Here is a 13,235-nt window from a genome sequence, read left to right as displayed (position 1 = left end):
TCTAATGACCTCCCGTGTAGGCAAGCAGCACTTCGGGCGTAAGCAGCAGGTTGAGCAGCATCTTGACCATGACGACCAACACCAGCGTGGCCAGCAGGATCTTGAGCTGTTCGCCCTTGAGCCTGCGGCTGATGCGGGTGCCGAACTGGGCGCCCAGGGTGGAGCCGAGCAGCAGCAGGACGGCCAGCACAAAGTCCACCGTGTGGTTGGTGTACGACTGCAAAATGGTGACGTTGATGCAAGTGAAAAGAATCTGGAAAAGACTGGTGCCCACAACCACATGCATGGGCATGCGCAGCAGGTAGACCATGATGGGAACCATGATGAAGCCGCCGCCCACTCCCATGATGGCCGCAAGAATGCCGACCAGCACGCCCAGCACCAGGGGCATAAGCATGGAAAGACGCACCCCGGACTTGGCAAAATCCGTCTGCAGGGGGAGTTTTTCCATCATTGCGGCATAACGGGACTTTTTCTTGGGCTGGGCAACCGCTGCCGAGTCATTGTCCTTTTTGCGCAGGCTCTGCACGCTTTCCAAAAACATGTAGGACCCCACACCGCCCAGCATGAGCACATAGGTGATGTTGATGAGAAAATCGGCGTTCCCCATGGCACGGAGAACCTTGATAACCTGCACGCCCCCGAATCCGCCGAGAACGCCGCCGATAAGCAGGAGAAAACCCATTTTAAAGTCTACATTCCCCAGCCTGTAGTGAGCCAGGCAGCCCGAGGTGGACGCGCCGACAATCTGGTTGGAATCCGAAGCCGCTGCCACCGTCGGCGGAATGCCGAACATGATCAGCAGCGGGGTCATCAAAAACCCGCCTCCGACACCGAAAATGCCGGAAAGCAAGCCGACGAACCCTCCCAGGGCGAAAATCAGGAACACGTTCACGCTGTTCCCGGCAATGGGAAGATACATATGAAACATCAGAAAATCCTCCACGGTTTAAATTCCTTTTTCCCGACCCGCCCCGGTACTCCATTTCCCAACCGGTTCCGGGCCTAACCCATGCCTTTGGTCCACCCCTGCTCCGCAACCCACGCGAAGAAAGGCGGCTGTCTATTTTCTTTTTGAATGCGCCGATACCTTCTGCACCACTTCCACGTCGCATCGGGTTGTCGTGTTCACCACATCGATCAGTTTCATCAATTTGGAATATGCTTCGGGACGCCTGCTCTGCGGGCTTCCGATAAAGAGTTTGGACACGCCGTTCTCGCGGATGAATGTGGGGATTTCCACTTCCATCCGGCCTTTGGCGACGTAGAAGTCGATGTGGGAATTCTCGGAATGATCCTCGGCAAGAATCGATTCCAGACGCTTTTCTGGCGAGCCGATCCACTCGCCGGAATCTGCGTCGTCCACGGGATATTCCTCATCTATGGACAGCAGAATGCTGACCTGCGCGGCCATGCGATGGGCAAGGCCCATGGCGTAATAGGCCAGCCACAGGCTGGATTCCGAATTGTCCACAACGATGAGTACGTTTTTCATAATCTTTTCCCGTGGTCGGCCAACAGCAAGGCCAATGCCAAAGAGCAAAGCAGTCAATATACTGTAATTATTTACTATTTTTAATTATGCATGCGCATAAAATCAAAAACTGCTTTTTTTCTGTTTCAAAATGAAAAGAAAACGCCCCAAAAAAGGGGCTTCCTGGCCCACTCCTGGGGGTGAAGAGCAATGAGCAGTCATTCGACTGAAATATAAGGATATCTTTGGAATACTCGACAAAATACGGAGAAAATCGGACGGTAGAAGCGTTTCATTTTGAAAAGACACCAGATGATGGCATGCATCGAGCGTCTGAAAGTTCTAGAAACGTGTTTCAAAATGAACTGTCTGCACACAATCCAAACAACAAAACCTGCACCAGCCTGTTTTTCTTCAAAAAAAATGACAGAAAATGTGCGGCCAAGGCCTGCCCGGCCGCCCCAAAAGACATGACGGACAACATTTTCTTTCGTTAAATCAGAGAGTTAAAAAGACACGGATCGGATTGGCAAAAAACCAACTGTACACGACACAAAGAGTGTCGGACGTTGAAAAAAGGGCAGGAATGACGAGACAAGAGAGAACTCAGGACAAATTAGGGGCCAGAGGTTATTCTTCCTCCCCGGCGTCCAGGCCGAATTTCCGAATGCGACGCCACAAGGTGGTGCGCGGAATGCCCAAAATGCTGCTGCTCAGCCCCTTGTTGTAGCCCGTGGCTTCCAGAACGTGCTGGATGTGCCGCCGCTCCACCTCTTCCAAAGGCAGCAGGCCCGGCGTGCCCAGGCTGCTGAAAGCCAGGTTGAGCAGATCGGGCGGCAATTCCCGCGTGCCGATCACATCGCCTTCGGCCAGGGCCACGGCGCGCTGCACAATGTTTTCCAGCTCACGCACATTGCCGGGATAGTTGTAGCGCATCAGGACTTCCATGGCCTGGGGGGAGATGGACTTCACCCGCTTGCCGAACCGGGCGTTGAACAGGGAAAGAAAATGGTTGGCCAAAAGCGGAATGTCGTCCTTGCGTTCGGCCAGCGTGGGAAGATAGATGCGCACCACGTTCAGACGGTAGAAAAGGTCTTCACGAAAGCTCCCGGCGGCCATGGCCTCTTCCAGGTCCCGGTTGGTGGCCGCAATGATACGGATGTCCAGGTCCACGGGCCGCGTACCGCCCACCCGCAGAATACGCCTGTCCTGAATGACATGCAGCAGTTTGACCTGCATGTTCAGGGGCATCTCGCCTATTTCGTCCAAAAAGACCGTGCCTCCGTTGGCCGATTCCAGCAGCCCTATCTTGGTGGCCGTGGCCCCGGTAAAGGCTTCCTTTTCGTGGCCGAACAGCTCGCTGGAAATGAGCTCCTCGGTAAACCCGCCGCAGTTGAAGGAGACAAAGGTCTTGTTCTTACGGGGGCTGAGGTCGTGGATGGCCCGGGCCGCCCGCTCCTTGCCCGTACCTGTATCGGCCTGCAGCAGCACGTTGCAGTTAACCCCGGCGATTTTGCGGATCATGGAAAAGACTTCCAGCATGGGCGGGCTGGCTCCCAGAAAATCCTTGAGATGCGGCCCGTCCTGTAGTGCCTCCCGCAAACGGCGATTTTCCTCGCGCAATTCCATCTTTTCCAGGGACTCGCGGGCAACAGCGCGGATTTCCTGCAAGCGGAACGGCTTGGCAATGTAGTTGGCCGCCCCCTTGGCCGTGGCCTCCACGGCAGACGCAATAGTGGCGTGGCCGGTGATGATGATGGCCTCCACGTTCTCGTAGCCCGTCTTGAGGGTCTCCAGAATTTCAATGCCATCCATGTCGGGCAGCTTGAGGTCGATAAAAGCAAGCTGAAACGGAGCTTCCGCCATACGTGCAAGAAAGGCATGGCCCAGCCCGAAGGTCTCCACATCAAAACCAAGCTTTTCCAGAGCACGGCCCACCATTTTCGCGGCCTGGGCCTCGTCGTCTATGACAGCTGCGCGAAACCGTTTCATCAGCCTTCCCCGTCTGTTTCCGGTTCCATAACCGGCAGGCACACCGTAAACGTGGTCCCCTTGCCCTCTTCGCTTGCCACCTTGATGGAACCGCCGTGCTTCTTGATGATGCCGTAGATGATGGACAGCCCCAGGCCGGTGCCTTCGCCTACGGGCTTGGTGGTAAAAAAAGGATCGAAAATACGGCTCTGGGTGTCCTTGCTCATGCCGCACCCCGTATCCGTCACTTCCACGCACACGCGCTCGCCATCGCTGCGGCCGGAAATGCACAAGATACCGCCCCGTTTCATGGCCTGCTCGGCATTGAGGAACAGATTGATGAAAACCTGTTCCAGATAGTGCAGGTCGCCCCGGATGTCGGGCAGGGAATCGGGCACGTCCTCCACCACCTGGATACTGCTCATGCTCAGCTGGTTGCCCACCAGCTTGAGGGTTTGCCGGATGACCGTATCCATGCGCAGGCGGCCCAAAGGACGCTGTTCGGCACGGGAAAAATCCAACAGGTTACGCACCACCTCGCTGGCCCTGGCCGTCTCGTTGATGATGTCTTCCAGCATCTCCCGCGTTTCATCCTGGTCCAGCTCTCCCAGCTCTTCCAAAAGGGTGTCCGCGGTCAGGGAGACGTTGTTGAGGGGGTTGTTCAGCTCGTGGGCAATGCCGGAGGTGAGCGTGCCTATGGAGACCAGCTTGCGCGCCTCGATAAGCTGTTCCTGGCGCGCATCCAATTCCGCAGCCATGTTGTCAAAGGCCGAGCGCATCATCATGGAGATGGGGTCTTCGCTGCTCATACGCTGTATGGCCTCGTAATCCCCCTTGGCCACCCCCTCGGCGGCCCGCTGCACGTACTTGAGCCGTCCCAGAACCTTGCGGGCCTGGGTAATATAGATGAGGGTGATCAAAATAAGCACCATTGCCATGACCGCAATGGGCAAATATCGAATCCGGTCCAGCGCGCTGTGCACGCGCTCGCGTTTCATGCGCAGCAGCTTCTGGGCGTTCTCCACCAGTTTTGTACCGTACTGACGCGTCTGGGGAGCCAGGGTCTTGTTGCCCTCGGCCATGGAGTGCAGCAGATTGCGGTACTCGGTAATATTGGCCAGCAGCGCGGCATAGACCTCTTGGTTCACGCCGTCGACGATCTTGGGGCGCAGCAGCCCCACGGTGTTTTCCGCCCGGTTCAGGTAGACCAGGGCTTCCCTGATGCTGTTCGGCTCGGGATAGAACATGAAGTTCTTTTCGTACCTGCGGGTTTCGAGAATATCCGCCAGCACGTCGTGGAACTCGTCCATCACGGTGAGCTTTTCGCGAAAGGCGTCGATATTCCACCAGTACATGCCCATGGTCAGCAGCATGAACAGGACATAGGCAATGAACAACAAAAGAACTTTTATTTTAAGAGCTTGCATGACGGACCCGATGTTACGGACGTTACCTGAATAGTGAAAAAAACCGACCTGATCTGCCAAGGACGCAGACCTGCGGCTTGTGCATCCAAAGCACTTCCCCTCTCGAGTGCAAGGGTTTTCTGTCGAATCAAGGGTATATTTTCGCCTAAAAAAGGGGCAAAAAGCAACTCGCCCGTGGCAACTGCCCCGAAGCGCCCTGTCCGACACGTTGAGGAAAGGCACTTTGACGAACGGAAAAAAGCGGTGCAGACTTTCCCACACCGCCCGTATCGGGTAGAAACACAAATCGCCATGTCCGCACCGGGCACAGGCACCCCACCACCCGGAGCCACATGAATCTCATTGCCGTTTCCTACGCCGCCCGCCGCCACCTGGGGCAGATAACGCCCGTCGCCCTGGGCGGGTTTGCCTTCTGGCTCCTGTTCGGCATTGCCCTGCGTTCACCGGACGTGCCGTCCTGGTGCAGCGGTGTGGCGCTTGTGGGCGGTGGACTTACCCTTGTTGCCCACGCCCTGCCCTCTCTCGTGCTGGGCCGTCTGTACGGAATGCGGACCACCATCCGGGGCGCCGGAACCGCCCTTCTGGGCCTTGTTCTCATGGGCATGGGCTGGGAAGGGGCCACGGTTTCCACATTGTACGCCGCACTCCTCACCTACCTGGCGGCAGTGGGCATGTATTGGGACGCCACCCGGCAATCCGCCCGCTATGGCCTGGTTTTCGACTTCCTGACCGATGATTTCATGGAACAATTCCAGGAACGGCTCGAACAGGTCGGCATAACGGCCTACGCTCCCATTGCCCAGACCGATTCCCAATTTTACATGTACCAAGGCCGGAGCTTCGAGGTCCGGACGTTTGAGGGCTCCGGCGCAACCTGCTTTATCGCGGGGCTGAACAAGGCAACATACACGGTGCTCCGCCCGCTGGTGGAAGCCATGCCTCATGTCTATTCCCTGCGCTGCGGCTGGTCCGTGGCTCCGGGCTGCCAGGTGGACAACCGCAAGATTCAGAACATCCTGCACAGCCAACCCCAGATAAAGGCCGCCTATTTTCTGGGCAACGCCCTGTGCCTGGACCTGTATTGCATGGACATTGTGTATGATGAAGAGACCAATACCCTGTCCCGGAACCCGACCCACGTCAACGACAGGCAGCACGAGCTGACTCTCATGTTCGGCCCCGTACCGGAACGGAGCCAACCGTTTCTGCACGCCACATTGCACGACCGTACGGAACTGCAGCAGATAGGGTGTATTGAATGTGAGGATGGAGAAAAGAAAAAAGAACTGCCCGAGCTTGTGGGAAAATACCTCTCCCTGGAGGTCATCCACAAAGGACCGCTGGATACCTTTGGCCGGCAAATCGCCCTGACCGCCATGGACAACGGAGAGGTGGCGTACCACCGCGTATCGTATAGAACCGACGCCACCAGTCCCGCCAGACTGGGACTGCGGATGGAGCCCATGAGCAAGGAGCACCGGATGACCACTCCGGTGGTGCCTCTGGGCCGCTATCTCGACTTTTGGAGCAGCTTCACCCCGGTTTTCACCATGCTGGACGATGAATTTGAAAAAAGAAGGAACGACAAGTCCAGCCTGTCCATGGCTCCGCGAGACGGTTTTCTGCTTGCCGGATACGATCCCTACGACCATTCACGCTACCGCATCAAGACATTCCATTCGTTGCAACCGGCAATTGTGGAGGCCATGCACAGGGCCGGACTGCCCGGCAACGCTTCAAACAAAATTGATCCCCAAAACTTCCCGGACATTTCCGAGGTCTTTCAGGTCTTTGACCAGGACGGCAAACTGGCCTTTGCCACGGACCTCAACGCACCGCTGGCGCAGCCCCATTTTCTCCGCACCGTGCTGCGCCGCAGCCGTCCTTTCTGGTGGAACTTCAGGAAGTTCTATCTCAAGGGGCTGGTGCTGTTCTATTCCCTCTTCTGCCTGGGCATTCTTCCGCTGCTTTTTCCCGCCGTACGGCAGAGCGTTTTTCTGGTCCCCATGGGCATTGTCGCCATCCTCACCATGATGCCCCTTCTCTGTCTGCTCCGGGACGCGGCGCAGGACGCCGACACGCTCCGGGGAAAAATCGGATTCTTTCTGGGATCAGTGGTCGTCTTCATTGGCGGCAACGCGTTGCTTGCCCATATGGTGGCAACATCCATCGGCGGCTGAATGCCGGTGGCATAACGCTCCTCTCCCCCTCCTACCGGGCCAGGACGGCCAGCAGTTCGCCCGCAGACATGCCCATCCCTCCCACAACAAAATAGGCAACGATCCACCCGGCGTACTTGAGGAAAACCCAGCGTTTGCTCATGGCGGGCAGAAAGATCAAAAGCAAGGCGGCAAAGAAACAAAAGCCGATGTTATCCAACCCACGAAAAAACGCCATGCCCGGCCCCAGGCTTTGCATGGCGCGTGGACAATGCAGGGCAAACGACGGCAGAAACTGTACAAGAAAGCTCACCAGAATCAGCGAAAGAAACGGGGCGTAGCCGTGCAGCTGGCCCAGAAAAAAAGCCTTGTGGCGTGCGGCCTGCCGCAGCCCGCTGGCAAACGGCTCGTCAAAGCCACAGCCTTCCGCGGTCCCGGCCAGATCGGCCTCCACCTGATTGATCGCCGCTTCCAGGGCTGGATGATCCTCCACCACAACGCTGGCCATGGCCCGGCGGCAGTTCACGGTCTGCACGGCCCTGTTGCGGGCCTGCTGTTCGCTTACAGGGTCGTCTTCCCATTCCTTTTCCTTGAACAGCATGAGGCCGCCGTAATACATGGCCGTGGCCCGCACGAAATCTCCCGCACTCTCGGCCTGCACGCCCAGGCGGTTCCATGCGGAAACGTCCCCCTGCACGGCCTCAACGTACAGCTGGTCGTCCGGCATGCCTGATGATGACGGTTCCTGCTGCGTCAGGCCCCGTGTCATGCGATGAAACTCCCCACAATAACGCCCGCCATGATGGTACCGGCAGGGGCCAGAATGGCCGGGATGATGTCTTCAAACCTGCGGCCATGGTGCGGACGGATGATGTGCGTGAGCATGGAAATGCCCAAGGCCCACCCCGCCGGGACGGTAAACGCATCCGAAGGGTATTCCACAAAAGTCAGCACGGTGAAGGCAAAAAGAAGGCAGAGCGCTGCCAGCCGGACCGCCGCAATGATGCGCGGCCTGGGCCATTTTTTCTGCAATTGTTCGCGGGGGCTGAGAAACGGCAGTTCCGTTTGCGCGCCTATGGTGGAGGCGTCGTCCGCTTCCGAAGTATGCATGGCGTCCTGGTTCGTGCTTTGGGTCATGGCTGCCCCCCGGCCAGTTTCGCATAGTGGGCGGCCAGCCTGCGCGCGTCTTCGGTAATGGAGACCACCGGGCCGATGCCCTGGGCTAGCCGCGCTGCCAGAGAAGGATCGCGTAACATCCCCAGCAGTGCGCGGCCAAGGTCGGCGGCATCTCCGGCCCGGAACAGCAGGCCGTTCCTGCCGTCGCGCACCAGTTCGGGCAGCGCCCCGCAATCCGCGGCAATCACCGGCACCCTGGCGGAAAGGGCCTCACGCCCCACAAAGGAATAGGTTTCCATGCGCGAGGGCAAAATAACCGCATGCGCCCCGGAAAGAATGCGGGGCAGGTCTTCCTTGGCGTAGCCACCATGGTAGCGGATGGACGGAATATCGCGGGCCATGGCCAGGACCTGTTCCAAATAGTCCGGGTTGGAGGCAACCCCGTAAATATCCAGCCGGGCATTGTCCGGTTGCAGGGCCGCAAAGGCCTGCACTGCCAAATCCAGCCCCTTGAACCAGCAGATTCCCCCCATATAGACGAAGCGCAATGGCGGCCCGGGCAACGCGGGAGGAGTTGCCGCTTCGGTCCGCACCGGCACCATGCCCAAAGGCGTACGAATCAGGTCGGGCGGGGAAAAATCGTACTGCTTGTACATGCGGCGGCTGAAATGGGACGGGCTGATGGCGAGGTTCAGGCGGGAAAGGGCCTCGCGGTGCAGCCGGTTGCGGGTGCGCACGTATTCCAGCGGTTCAATGGGGCCACCGACCTGATGGAATCGATTCCGGCTGTCCAAGGCCACGCACCGGGCGCACTTGTCCTCGCTTTCCGGGCCGGAACACGGCGTTCCGTCTGACTGGATGCAGATGGCATTGGCGCACAGAAACCAGAAGTCGTGAAAGGTCATAACCACGGGCAGATCGGACGGCAGTGCGCGCAGAAGCGAGGCGGAAAAACCGATGAGGCTGTGGATGTGCAACACGTTGGGCCTGTTTTGGACCAGCCAGTCCCAAATGGCGGACGATGCTGTCGGGTTTTCCAGCAGGTCGCGATCCTGCGGCGGCACACCAACCATAAAGGTGGGAACGTCGGTATATTGCCCCGGCACCACGGCGTAATCCGCCACCTGTGCAGCAGGCGGGGCAAGGTGCAGAATCCGCGACGAAACGCCGAAGCCCTCCAGCCCCCTTACCAGCTCGGCCAGATAGTGCTCGGTCCCGGCATGGGTGAATGGCAGAAAATCGTTGACCAGATGACAAACGCGCATGGTTGTTTCTAGCAGGTTGGCAAAGGGCTGTTAAGCCTCGGGCTGTGGCTCCAGGCACAAGACCTTTGTTGCTTTGAAGCACTCACCCCCTTGCGTATCCTCTAACATGCCGGTCTTGAATGTTCCTCACGCCGTGCCCTTATTTTTTCTCTCATCATTGAGATTTTCTCTCGTCATTTAAAACAATTCTCTCCTCTTTACCCAATACGCTTGCCGTCCGCTTCACTCCCTAAAACAACTATTTTTAATAATTGTTCCTTGGCATTATACATTCTTGACATTCGTAACACTTTCATAAACCTTATCATAAAATCATGCACGGAGGGATTATGATAATTTTCGGTCGGTATTCACACCGAATTGTTCTTGCGTCTATCGCCCTGCTGCTCATGGCCTTTGGCACCAGCCCGGCCTTTGCCAATAAGGATACGCTTGTCCTCGCCGTGGGCGGCGAAAATGCGGAAGGCTACGACCCGCTGCTGGGCTGGGGAAGCTACGGAAATCCGCTTTTCCAGAGCACCCTTCTCAAAAGAGATGCCGACCTGAACATCGTCCCCGACCTTGCCACCCAATGGGAACTCTCCAAGGACCGCAAAGTCTGGACCCTGAAAATCCGAAACAACGTCAAATTTTCCGACGGAAGCCCCCTTACAGCCAAAGACGTGGCCTTCACCTTCAACAAGGGGCTCGAAGCGGGCGGCAAGATAGACCTTTCCCCCCTTGCCAAGGCCGAAGCCCTGGATGACACCACTGTCCGGCTCACACTCAGCCAGCCCGACATCACCTTTATTCAGCACATCCTCACCCTGGGTATTGTTCCGCAAAAGCTCTACACCCCCAATTACGGCAGAAATCCCATCGGTTCCGGCCCGTTCAAGCTGGTGCGCTGGGACGAAGGCCAGCAGATGGTGGTGGAGGCCAACGACCTGTACTACGGCCAGAAGCCGGAAATAAAAAAGATGGTCTTTCTCTTTTCCGAGGAAGACGCCGCCCTGGCAGCGGCAAAGGCCGGTGAGGTGGATGTTCTGGGCGTGCCCTCCAGCCTGGCGACACAAAACATCACCGGCATGAAGCTGCACGTTGTAAAGAGCGTGGATAACCGCGGCCTCATGTTCCCCATGGTGGCCGATGCAGGCAAAACCACGCCCAAGGGCGCTCCCGTGGGCAATAACGTCACCTGCGACATCGCCATCCGCAAGGCCGTCAACTACGCCATTGACAGGCAGGCCCTAGTTGCCGGCGTGCTCGACGGCTTCGGACGCCCCGCCTACGGTGTGGTGGACGACCTGCCCTGGGATAATCCCGACGTCCGGTTCAAGGACAACGATCCGGAAAAAGCCAAGGCCATCCTGAAAGCTGCGGGCTGGGTGGATACGGACGGTGACGGCATCCGCGAAAAGAACGGCCAAAAGGCTGAATTCGTGGTGGTCTACAATGCCAAGGACTCGCTGCGCCAAGGGCTGGCCCTGGCCGTGGCGGACATGCTGCGCCCCGTGGGCATAAACGTGATTCCCCAAGGCGAAAGCTGGGACCGCATCAAAAACCAGCTGACCCACTCCGACGTGGTGGTCTACGGTTTCGGCGACCACAGCCCCCTGGAAATGTACAAGCTGTACCACACCCCCGGCCCCGAGCCCATGTACTGGAACGCCGGATTCTATTCCAACCCCACGGTGGACAAATACCTGGACGAAGCCCGGGCCGCCGCTTCCTTTAAAGACTCCATCCCCTATTGGAAAAAGGCCCAATGGGACGGAAAAACCGGATTCGACCTTCCCGGCGACGCTGCCTGGGCCTGGATGGTCAACCTGGACCACACCTATTTTGTGAACAAATGCCTGGATGTCGGCAAGTCGCAGATGGAGCCCCACGGACACGGCTGGCCCATCACTTCCAACATCAATGAATGGAAATGGACTTGCAAGTAAGCGTCTGCAACGAAGCGACCGGGGATTGTCCCAATCCCCGGTCGCGTTCCATATTTCCAATGGTCCGCATGCTCCTGGGATTCCTCGGAAGAAAAGGCGCCAGGCTGATATTGCTGCTGGCTTCCGTGGCAACCCTGTCCTTCGTGCTGTTAAGCTTTTCCCCGGTAGACCCCATAGACGCCTACCTCGGCCCGTCCATCCTCAAGGTTTCCCCCCAGCAGCGCGCAATCATTGCCCAACGTTGGGGGCTGGATCAACCGCCTCTGGAGCGGTTCGGCAAGTGGGCCGGAAACCTCCTGGAAGGCGACTTCGGCGTTTCAACAATTTTCAACGAGCCTGTGCTTTCGGTCATCGGCAAACGGTTTGTGACCTCTTTTTGGCTGATGTTTCTCGCCTGGACGCTTTCCGGCGTGCTGGGTTTTCTGCTGGGAATTTTTGCCGGAGCCTACGAGTCGAGCCTTGTGGACCGATGTATAAGCGTCTACGCCTACACCATGGCCTCCACCCCCACTTTCTGGGTGGGCATGGTTCTCCTCACGGTCTTTTCCATCCACCTGGGCTGGACCCCGGTCTGCTGCGCCTGGCCCATCGGCATGGAACCCGAGCAGGTCGGCCTGCTTGAAAGGCTGCACCACCTCATCCTGCCCGCCATCACCCTCTCACTCATCGGCGTGGCGCAAATAACGTTGCACACACGCGAAAAAATGATAGACGCCATGCACAGCGAATACGCCATGTTTGCCTTTGCACAAGGCGAATCGCGCCTGGGCATCGCCTTTCACAGGGCGCTGCGCAACGTGGCCCTGCCTGCGGTAACCCTGCAGTTCGCCTCCCTGGGGGAACTGTTCGGCGGCGCGGTTCTGGCGGAGCAGGTCTTTGCCTACCCCGGACTGGGAAAAACCACGGTGGAAGCCGGATACCGGGGGGACATCCCCCTGCTGCTCGGCATCGTCCTGTTCAGCACGGTGTTCGTCTTTGTAGGCAATACCACGGCAGACCTCATCTACATGCTGGTGGACCCGCGCATGCGCAAAGGCGCGGCTGGCGGGAGGTCGGGAACATGATCGACGTGTACGACAGACGATCGAAAACCCTCCTTACCATTACGGGCTGCCTTCTGCTTTTTGGTGCGGTTTTCCTGGGGGCGTGGCTTTACGGCCACCAGGGCGAAGTCACCCACCTGACGCTGCGCAAGCTGTCCCCCAGCCTGGCACATCCCTTCGGTACGGACTGGTTGGGGCGCGACATGCTGGCCAGAACCCTGAAAGGGCTGCGCATAAGCCTGTATGTGGGAATTTCGGCAGCCGCCTGCTCGTCCATAATCGCCCTTATCATGGGTATTGCAGCCGCCACCATGGGCAAATCCGTGGATGCCGTGGTGACATGGCTTGTGGATGTGGCCATGGCGACCCCTCACCTGGTCCTGCTCATCCTCATTTCCTTTGCCTGCGGCGGTGGGGAAAAAGGCGTTATCATTGCCGTTGCCGCCTCACACTGGCCATCCCTGACGCGCGTTATCCGTGCGGAAGTGATGCAGTTGCAATCCTCGGAATACGTTCAGCTCTCCCGGCAGTTCGGCAAAGGGAAACTGTACATCGCGCGGAAACACATGCTGCCGCACGTGGTGCCCCAGTTCATGGTGGGGCTTTTGCTGCTCTTTCCGCACGCCATCCTGCATGCGGCGGCCCTTACCTTTCTTGGCTTTGGCATGTCGCCCCACACTCCGGCGGTCGGCGTGCTCCTGGCCGAATCCATGCGCTACCTTTCCATGGGGTTGTGGTGGCTGGCCGTGGCGCCGGGTATAGCCCTGGTTATTACGGTCAAGGCCTTCGATACCCTTGGAGCCAATGTCCGGGCCCTGCTGGACCCGCGCACTTGCAGGGAATGATGAGGAA

The 13,235-nt window shown here is 58.1% G+C and carries 12 protein-coding genes; 5 read left to right on the top strand and 7 right to left on the bottom strand.

What is annotated here, in order from left to right; genetic code table 11:
- Position 1: 1 nt before the first annotated feature.
- Both ACI0FJ_RS15530 and ACI0FJ_RS15525 read right to left on the bottom strand, forming a co-directional pair.
- The gene (locus ACI0FJ_RS15530; RefSeq protein ID WP_424304805.1) at positions 2-931 is read right to left on the bottom strand and encodes a sulfite exporter TauE/SafE family protein; all 930 of its coding nucleotides are present in this window, start codon (positions 929-931) and stop codon (positions 2-4) included.
- Positions 932-1,063: 132 nt separating this feature from the next.
- Complete coding sequence (locus tag ACI0FJ_RS15525; protein ID WP_424304804.1) at positions 1,064-1,495, bottom strand: universal stress protein; 432 nt, start codon at positions 1,493-1,495, stop codon at positions 1,064-1,066.
- Positions 1,496-1,719: 224 nt separating this feature from the next.
- Between ACI0FJ_RS15525 and ACI0FJ_RS15520 the strand changes: the two genes are divergently transcribed.
- Positions 1,720-1,971, top strand: coding sequence for a hypothetical protein (locus tag ACI0FJ_RS15520; RefSeq protein ID WP_424304803.1), 252 nt, complete (start codon positions 1,720-1,722; stop codon positions 1,969-1,971).
- A 133-nt stretch (positions 1,972-2,104) separates the two neighbouring features.
- Here ACI0FJ_RS15520 and ACI0FJ_RS15515 read toward each other — a convergent pair whose 3' ends face one another.
- Both ACI0FJ_RS15515 and ACI0FJ_RS15510 read right to left on the bottom strand, forming a co-directional pair.
- On the bottom strand, positions 2,105-3,466 hold the full coding sequence (locus tag ACI0FJ_RS15515) for a sigma-54-dependent transcriptional regulator (RefSeq protein ID WP_424304802.1): 1,362 nt from the start codon (positions 3,464-3,466) through the stop codon (positions 2,105-2,107).
- On the bottom strand, positions 3,466-4,872 hold the full coding sequence (locus tag ACI0FJ_RS15510; protein WP_424304801.1) for an ATP-binding protein: 1,407 nt from the start codon (positions 4,870-4,872) through the stop codon (positions 3,466-3,468). Before ACI0FJ_RS15510 ends, ACI0FJ_RS15515 begins: the two co-directional genes overlap by 1 nt.
- Positions 4,873-5,204: 332 nt before the next feature.
- Between ACI0FJ_RS15510 and ACI0FJ_RS15505 the strand changes: the two genes are divergently transcribed.
- Positions 5,205-7,052 (top strand): hypothetical protein, encoded by a 1,848-nt coding sequence (locus ACI0FJ_RS15505; RefSeq protein WP_424304800.1) that lies wholly within the window; start codon positions 5,205-5,207, stop codon positions 7,050-7,052.
- 31 nt (positions 7,053-7,083) lie between these two features.
- Here ACI0FJ_RS15505 and ACI0FJ_RS15500 read toward each other — a convergent pair whose 3' ends face one another.
- From ACI0FJ_RS15500 to ACI0FJ_RS15490, 3 genes are read right to left on the bottom strand one after another with little or no spacing between them, the layout of a single operon-like run.
- Complete coding sequence (locus ACI0FJ_RS15500) at positions 7,084-7,800, bottom strand: hypothetical protein (RefSeq protein WP_424304799.1); 717 nt, start codon at positions 7,798-7,800, stop codon at positions 7,084-7,086.
- A complete protein-coding gene (locus tag ACI0FJ_RS15495) occupies positions 7,797-8,168 on the bottom strand; it encodes a hypothetical protein (RefSeq protein ID WP_424304798.1) in 372 nt (123 codons plus the stop codon). The genes ACI0FJ_RS15500 and ACI0FJ_RS15495 overlap by 4 nt, the downstream gene beginning before the upstream one ends.
- Complete coding sequence (locus ACI0FJ_RS15490; protein ID WP_424304797.1) at positions 8,165-9,412, bottom strand: glycosyltransferase; 1,248 nt, start codon at positions 9,410-9,412, stop codon at positions 8,165-8,167. Before ACI0FJ_RS15490 ends, ACI0FJ_RS15495 begins: the two co-directional genes overlap by 4 nt.
- Before the next feature lie 329 nt (positions 9,413-9,741).
- On the opposite strand from ACI0FJ_RS15490, the gene ACI0FJ_RS15485 reads away from it, so the two are divergent.
- Genes ACI0FJ_RS15485 through ACI0FJ_RS15475 form a run of 3 tightly spaced genes read left to right on the top strand, consistent with a single transcriptional unit; the run spans position 9,742 to position 13,228 of the window.
- The gene (locus ACI0FJ_RS15485) at positions 9,742-11,340 is read left to right on the top strand and encodes an ABC transporter substrate-binding protein (RefSeq protein WP_424304796.1); all 1,599 of its coding nucleotides are present in this window, start codon (positions 9,742-9,744) and stop codon (positions 11,338-11,340) included.
- On the top strand, positions 11,325-12,404 hold the full coding sequence (locus tag ACI0FJ_RS15480) for an ABC transporter permease (RefSeq protein ID WP_424304795.1): 1,080 nt from the start codon (positions 11,325-11,327) through the stop codon (positions 12,402-12,404). Before ACI0FJ_RS15485 ends, ACI0FJ_RS15480 begins: the two co-directional genes overlap by 16 nt.
- Positions 12,401-13,228 (top strand): ABC transporter permease, encoded by an 828-nt coding sequence (locus ACI0FJ_RS15475; RefSeq protein ID WP_424304794.1) that lies wholly within the window; start codon positions 12,401-12,403, stop codon positions 13,226-13,228. Before ACI0FJ_RS15480 ends, ACI0FJ_RS15475 begins: the two co-directional genes overlap by 4 nt.
- Positions 13,229-13,235 lie beyond the last annotated feature (7 nt).

It is taken from the genome of Desulfovibrio sp. 7SRBS1 (assembly GCF_049723905.1).
GTDB lineage: Bacteria > Desulfobacterota > Desulfovibrionia > Desulfovibrionales > Desulfovibrionaceae.
The sequence above is the reverse complement of the archived record's forward strand: the minus strand, read 5'-3'. Positions and strand labels throughout refer to the sequence as shown.

What these genes read in the sequence shown, in the direction of transcription:
- ACI0FJ_RS15515 (WP_424304802.1), bottom strand. Translation starts at nt 3,466, where the DNA reads ATGAAACGGTTTCGCGCAGCTGTCATAGACGACGAGGCCCAGGCCGCG.
- ACI0FJ_RS15505 (WP_424304800.1), top strand. Translation starts at nt 5,205, where the DNA reads ATGAATCTCATTGCCGTTTCCTACGCCGCCCGCCGCCACCTGGGGCAG.
- ACI0FJ_RS15490 (WP_424304797.1), bottom strand. Translation starts at nt 9,412, where the DNA reads ATGCGCGTTTGTCATCTGGTCAACGATTTTCTGCCATTCACCCATGCC.
- ACI0FJ_RS15500 (WP_424304799.1), bottom strand. Translation starts at nt 7,800, where the DNA reads ATGACACGGGGCCTGACGCAGCAGGAACCGTCATCATCAGGCATGCCG.
- ACI0FJ_RS15525 (WP_424304804.1), bottom strand. Translation starts at nt 1,495, where the DNA reads ATGAAAAACGTACTCATCGTTGTGGACAATTCGGAATCCAGCCTGTGG.
- ACI0FJ_RS15475 (WP_424304794.1), top strand. Translation starts at nt 12,401, where the DNA reads ATGATCGACGTGTACGACAGACGATCGAAAACCCTCCTTACCATTACG.
- ACI0FJ_RS15510 (WP_424304801.1), bottom strand. Translation starts at nt 4,872, where the DNA reads ATGCAAGCTCTTAAAATAAAAGTTCTTTTGTTGTTCATTGCCTATGTC.
- ACI0FJ_RS15485 (WP_424304796.1), top strand. Translation starts at nt 9,742, where the DNA reads ATGATAATTTTCGGTCGGTATTCACACCGAATTGTTCTTGCGTCTATC.
- ACI0FJ_RS15530 (WP_424304805.1), bottom strand. Translation starts at nt 931, where the DNA reads ATGTTTCATATGTATCTTCCCATTGCCGGGAACAGCGTGAACGTGTTC.
- ACI0FJ_RS15495 (WP_424304798.1), bottom strand. Translation starts at nt 8,168, where the DNA reads ATGACCCAAAGCACGAACCAGGACGCCATGCATACTTCGGAAGCGGAC.
- ACI0FJ_RS15480 (WP_424304795.1), top strand. Translation starts at nt 11,325, where the DNA reads ATGGACTTGCAAGTAAGCGTCTGCAACGAAGCGACCGGGGATTGTCCC.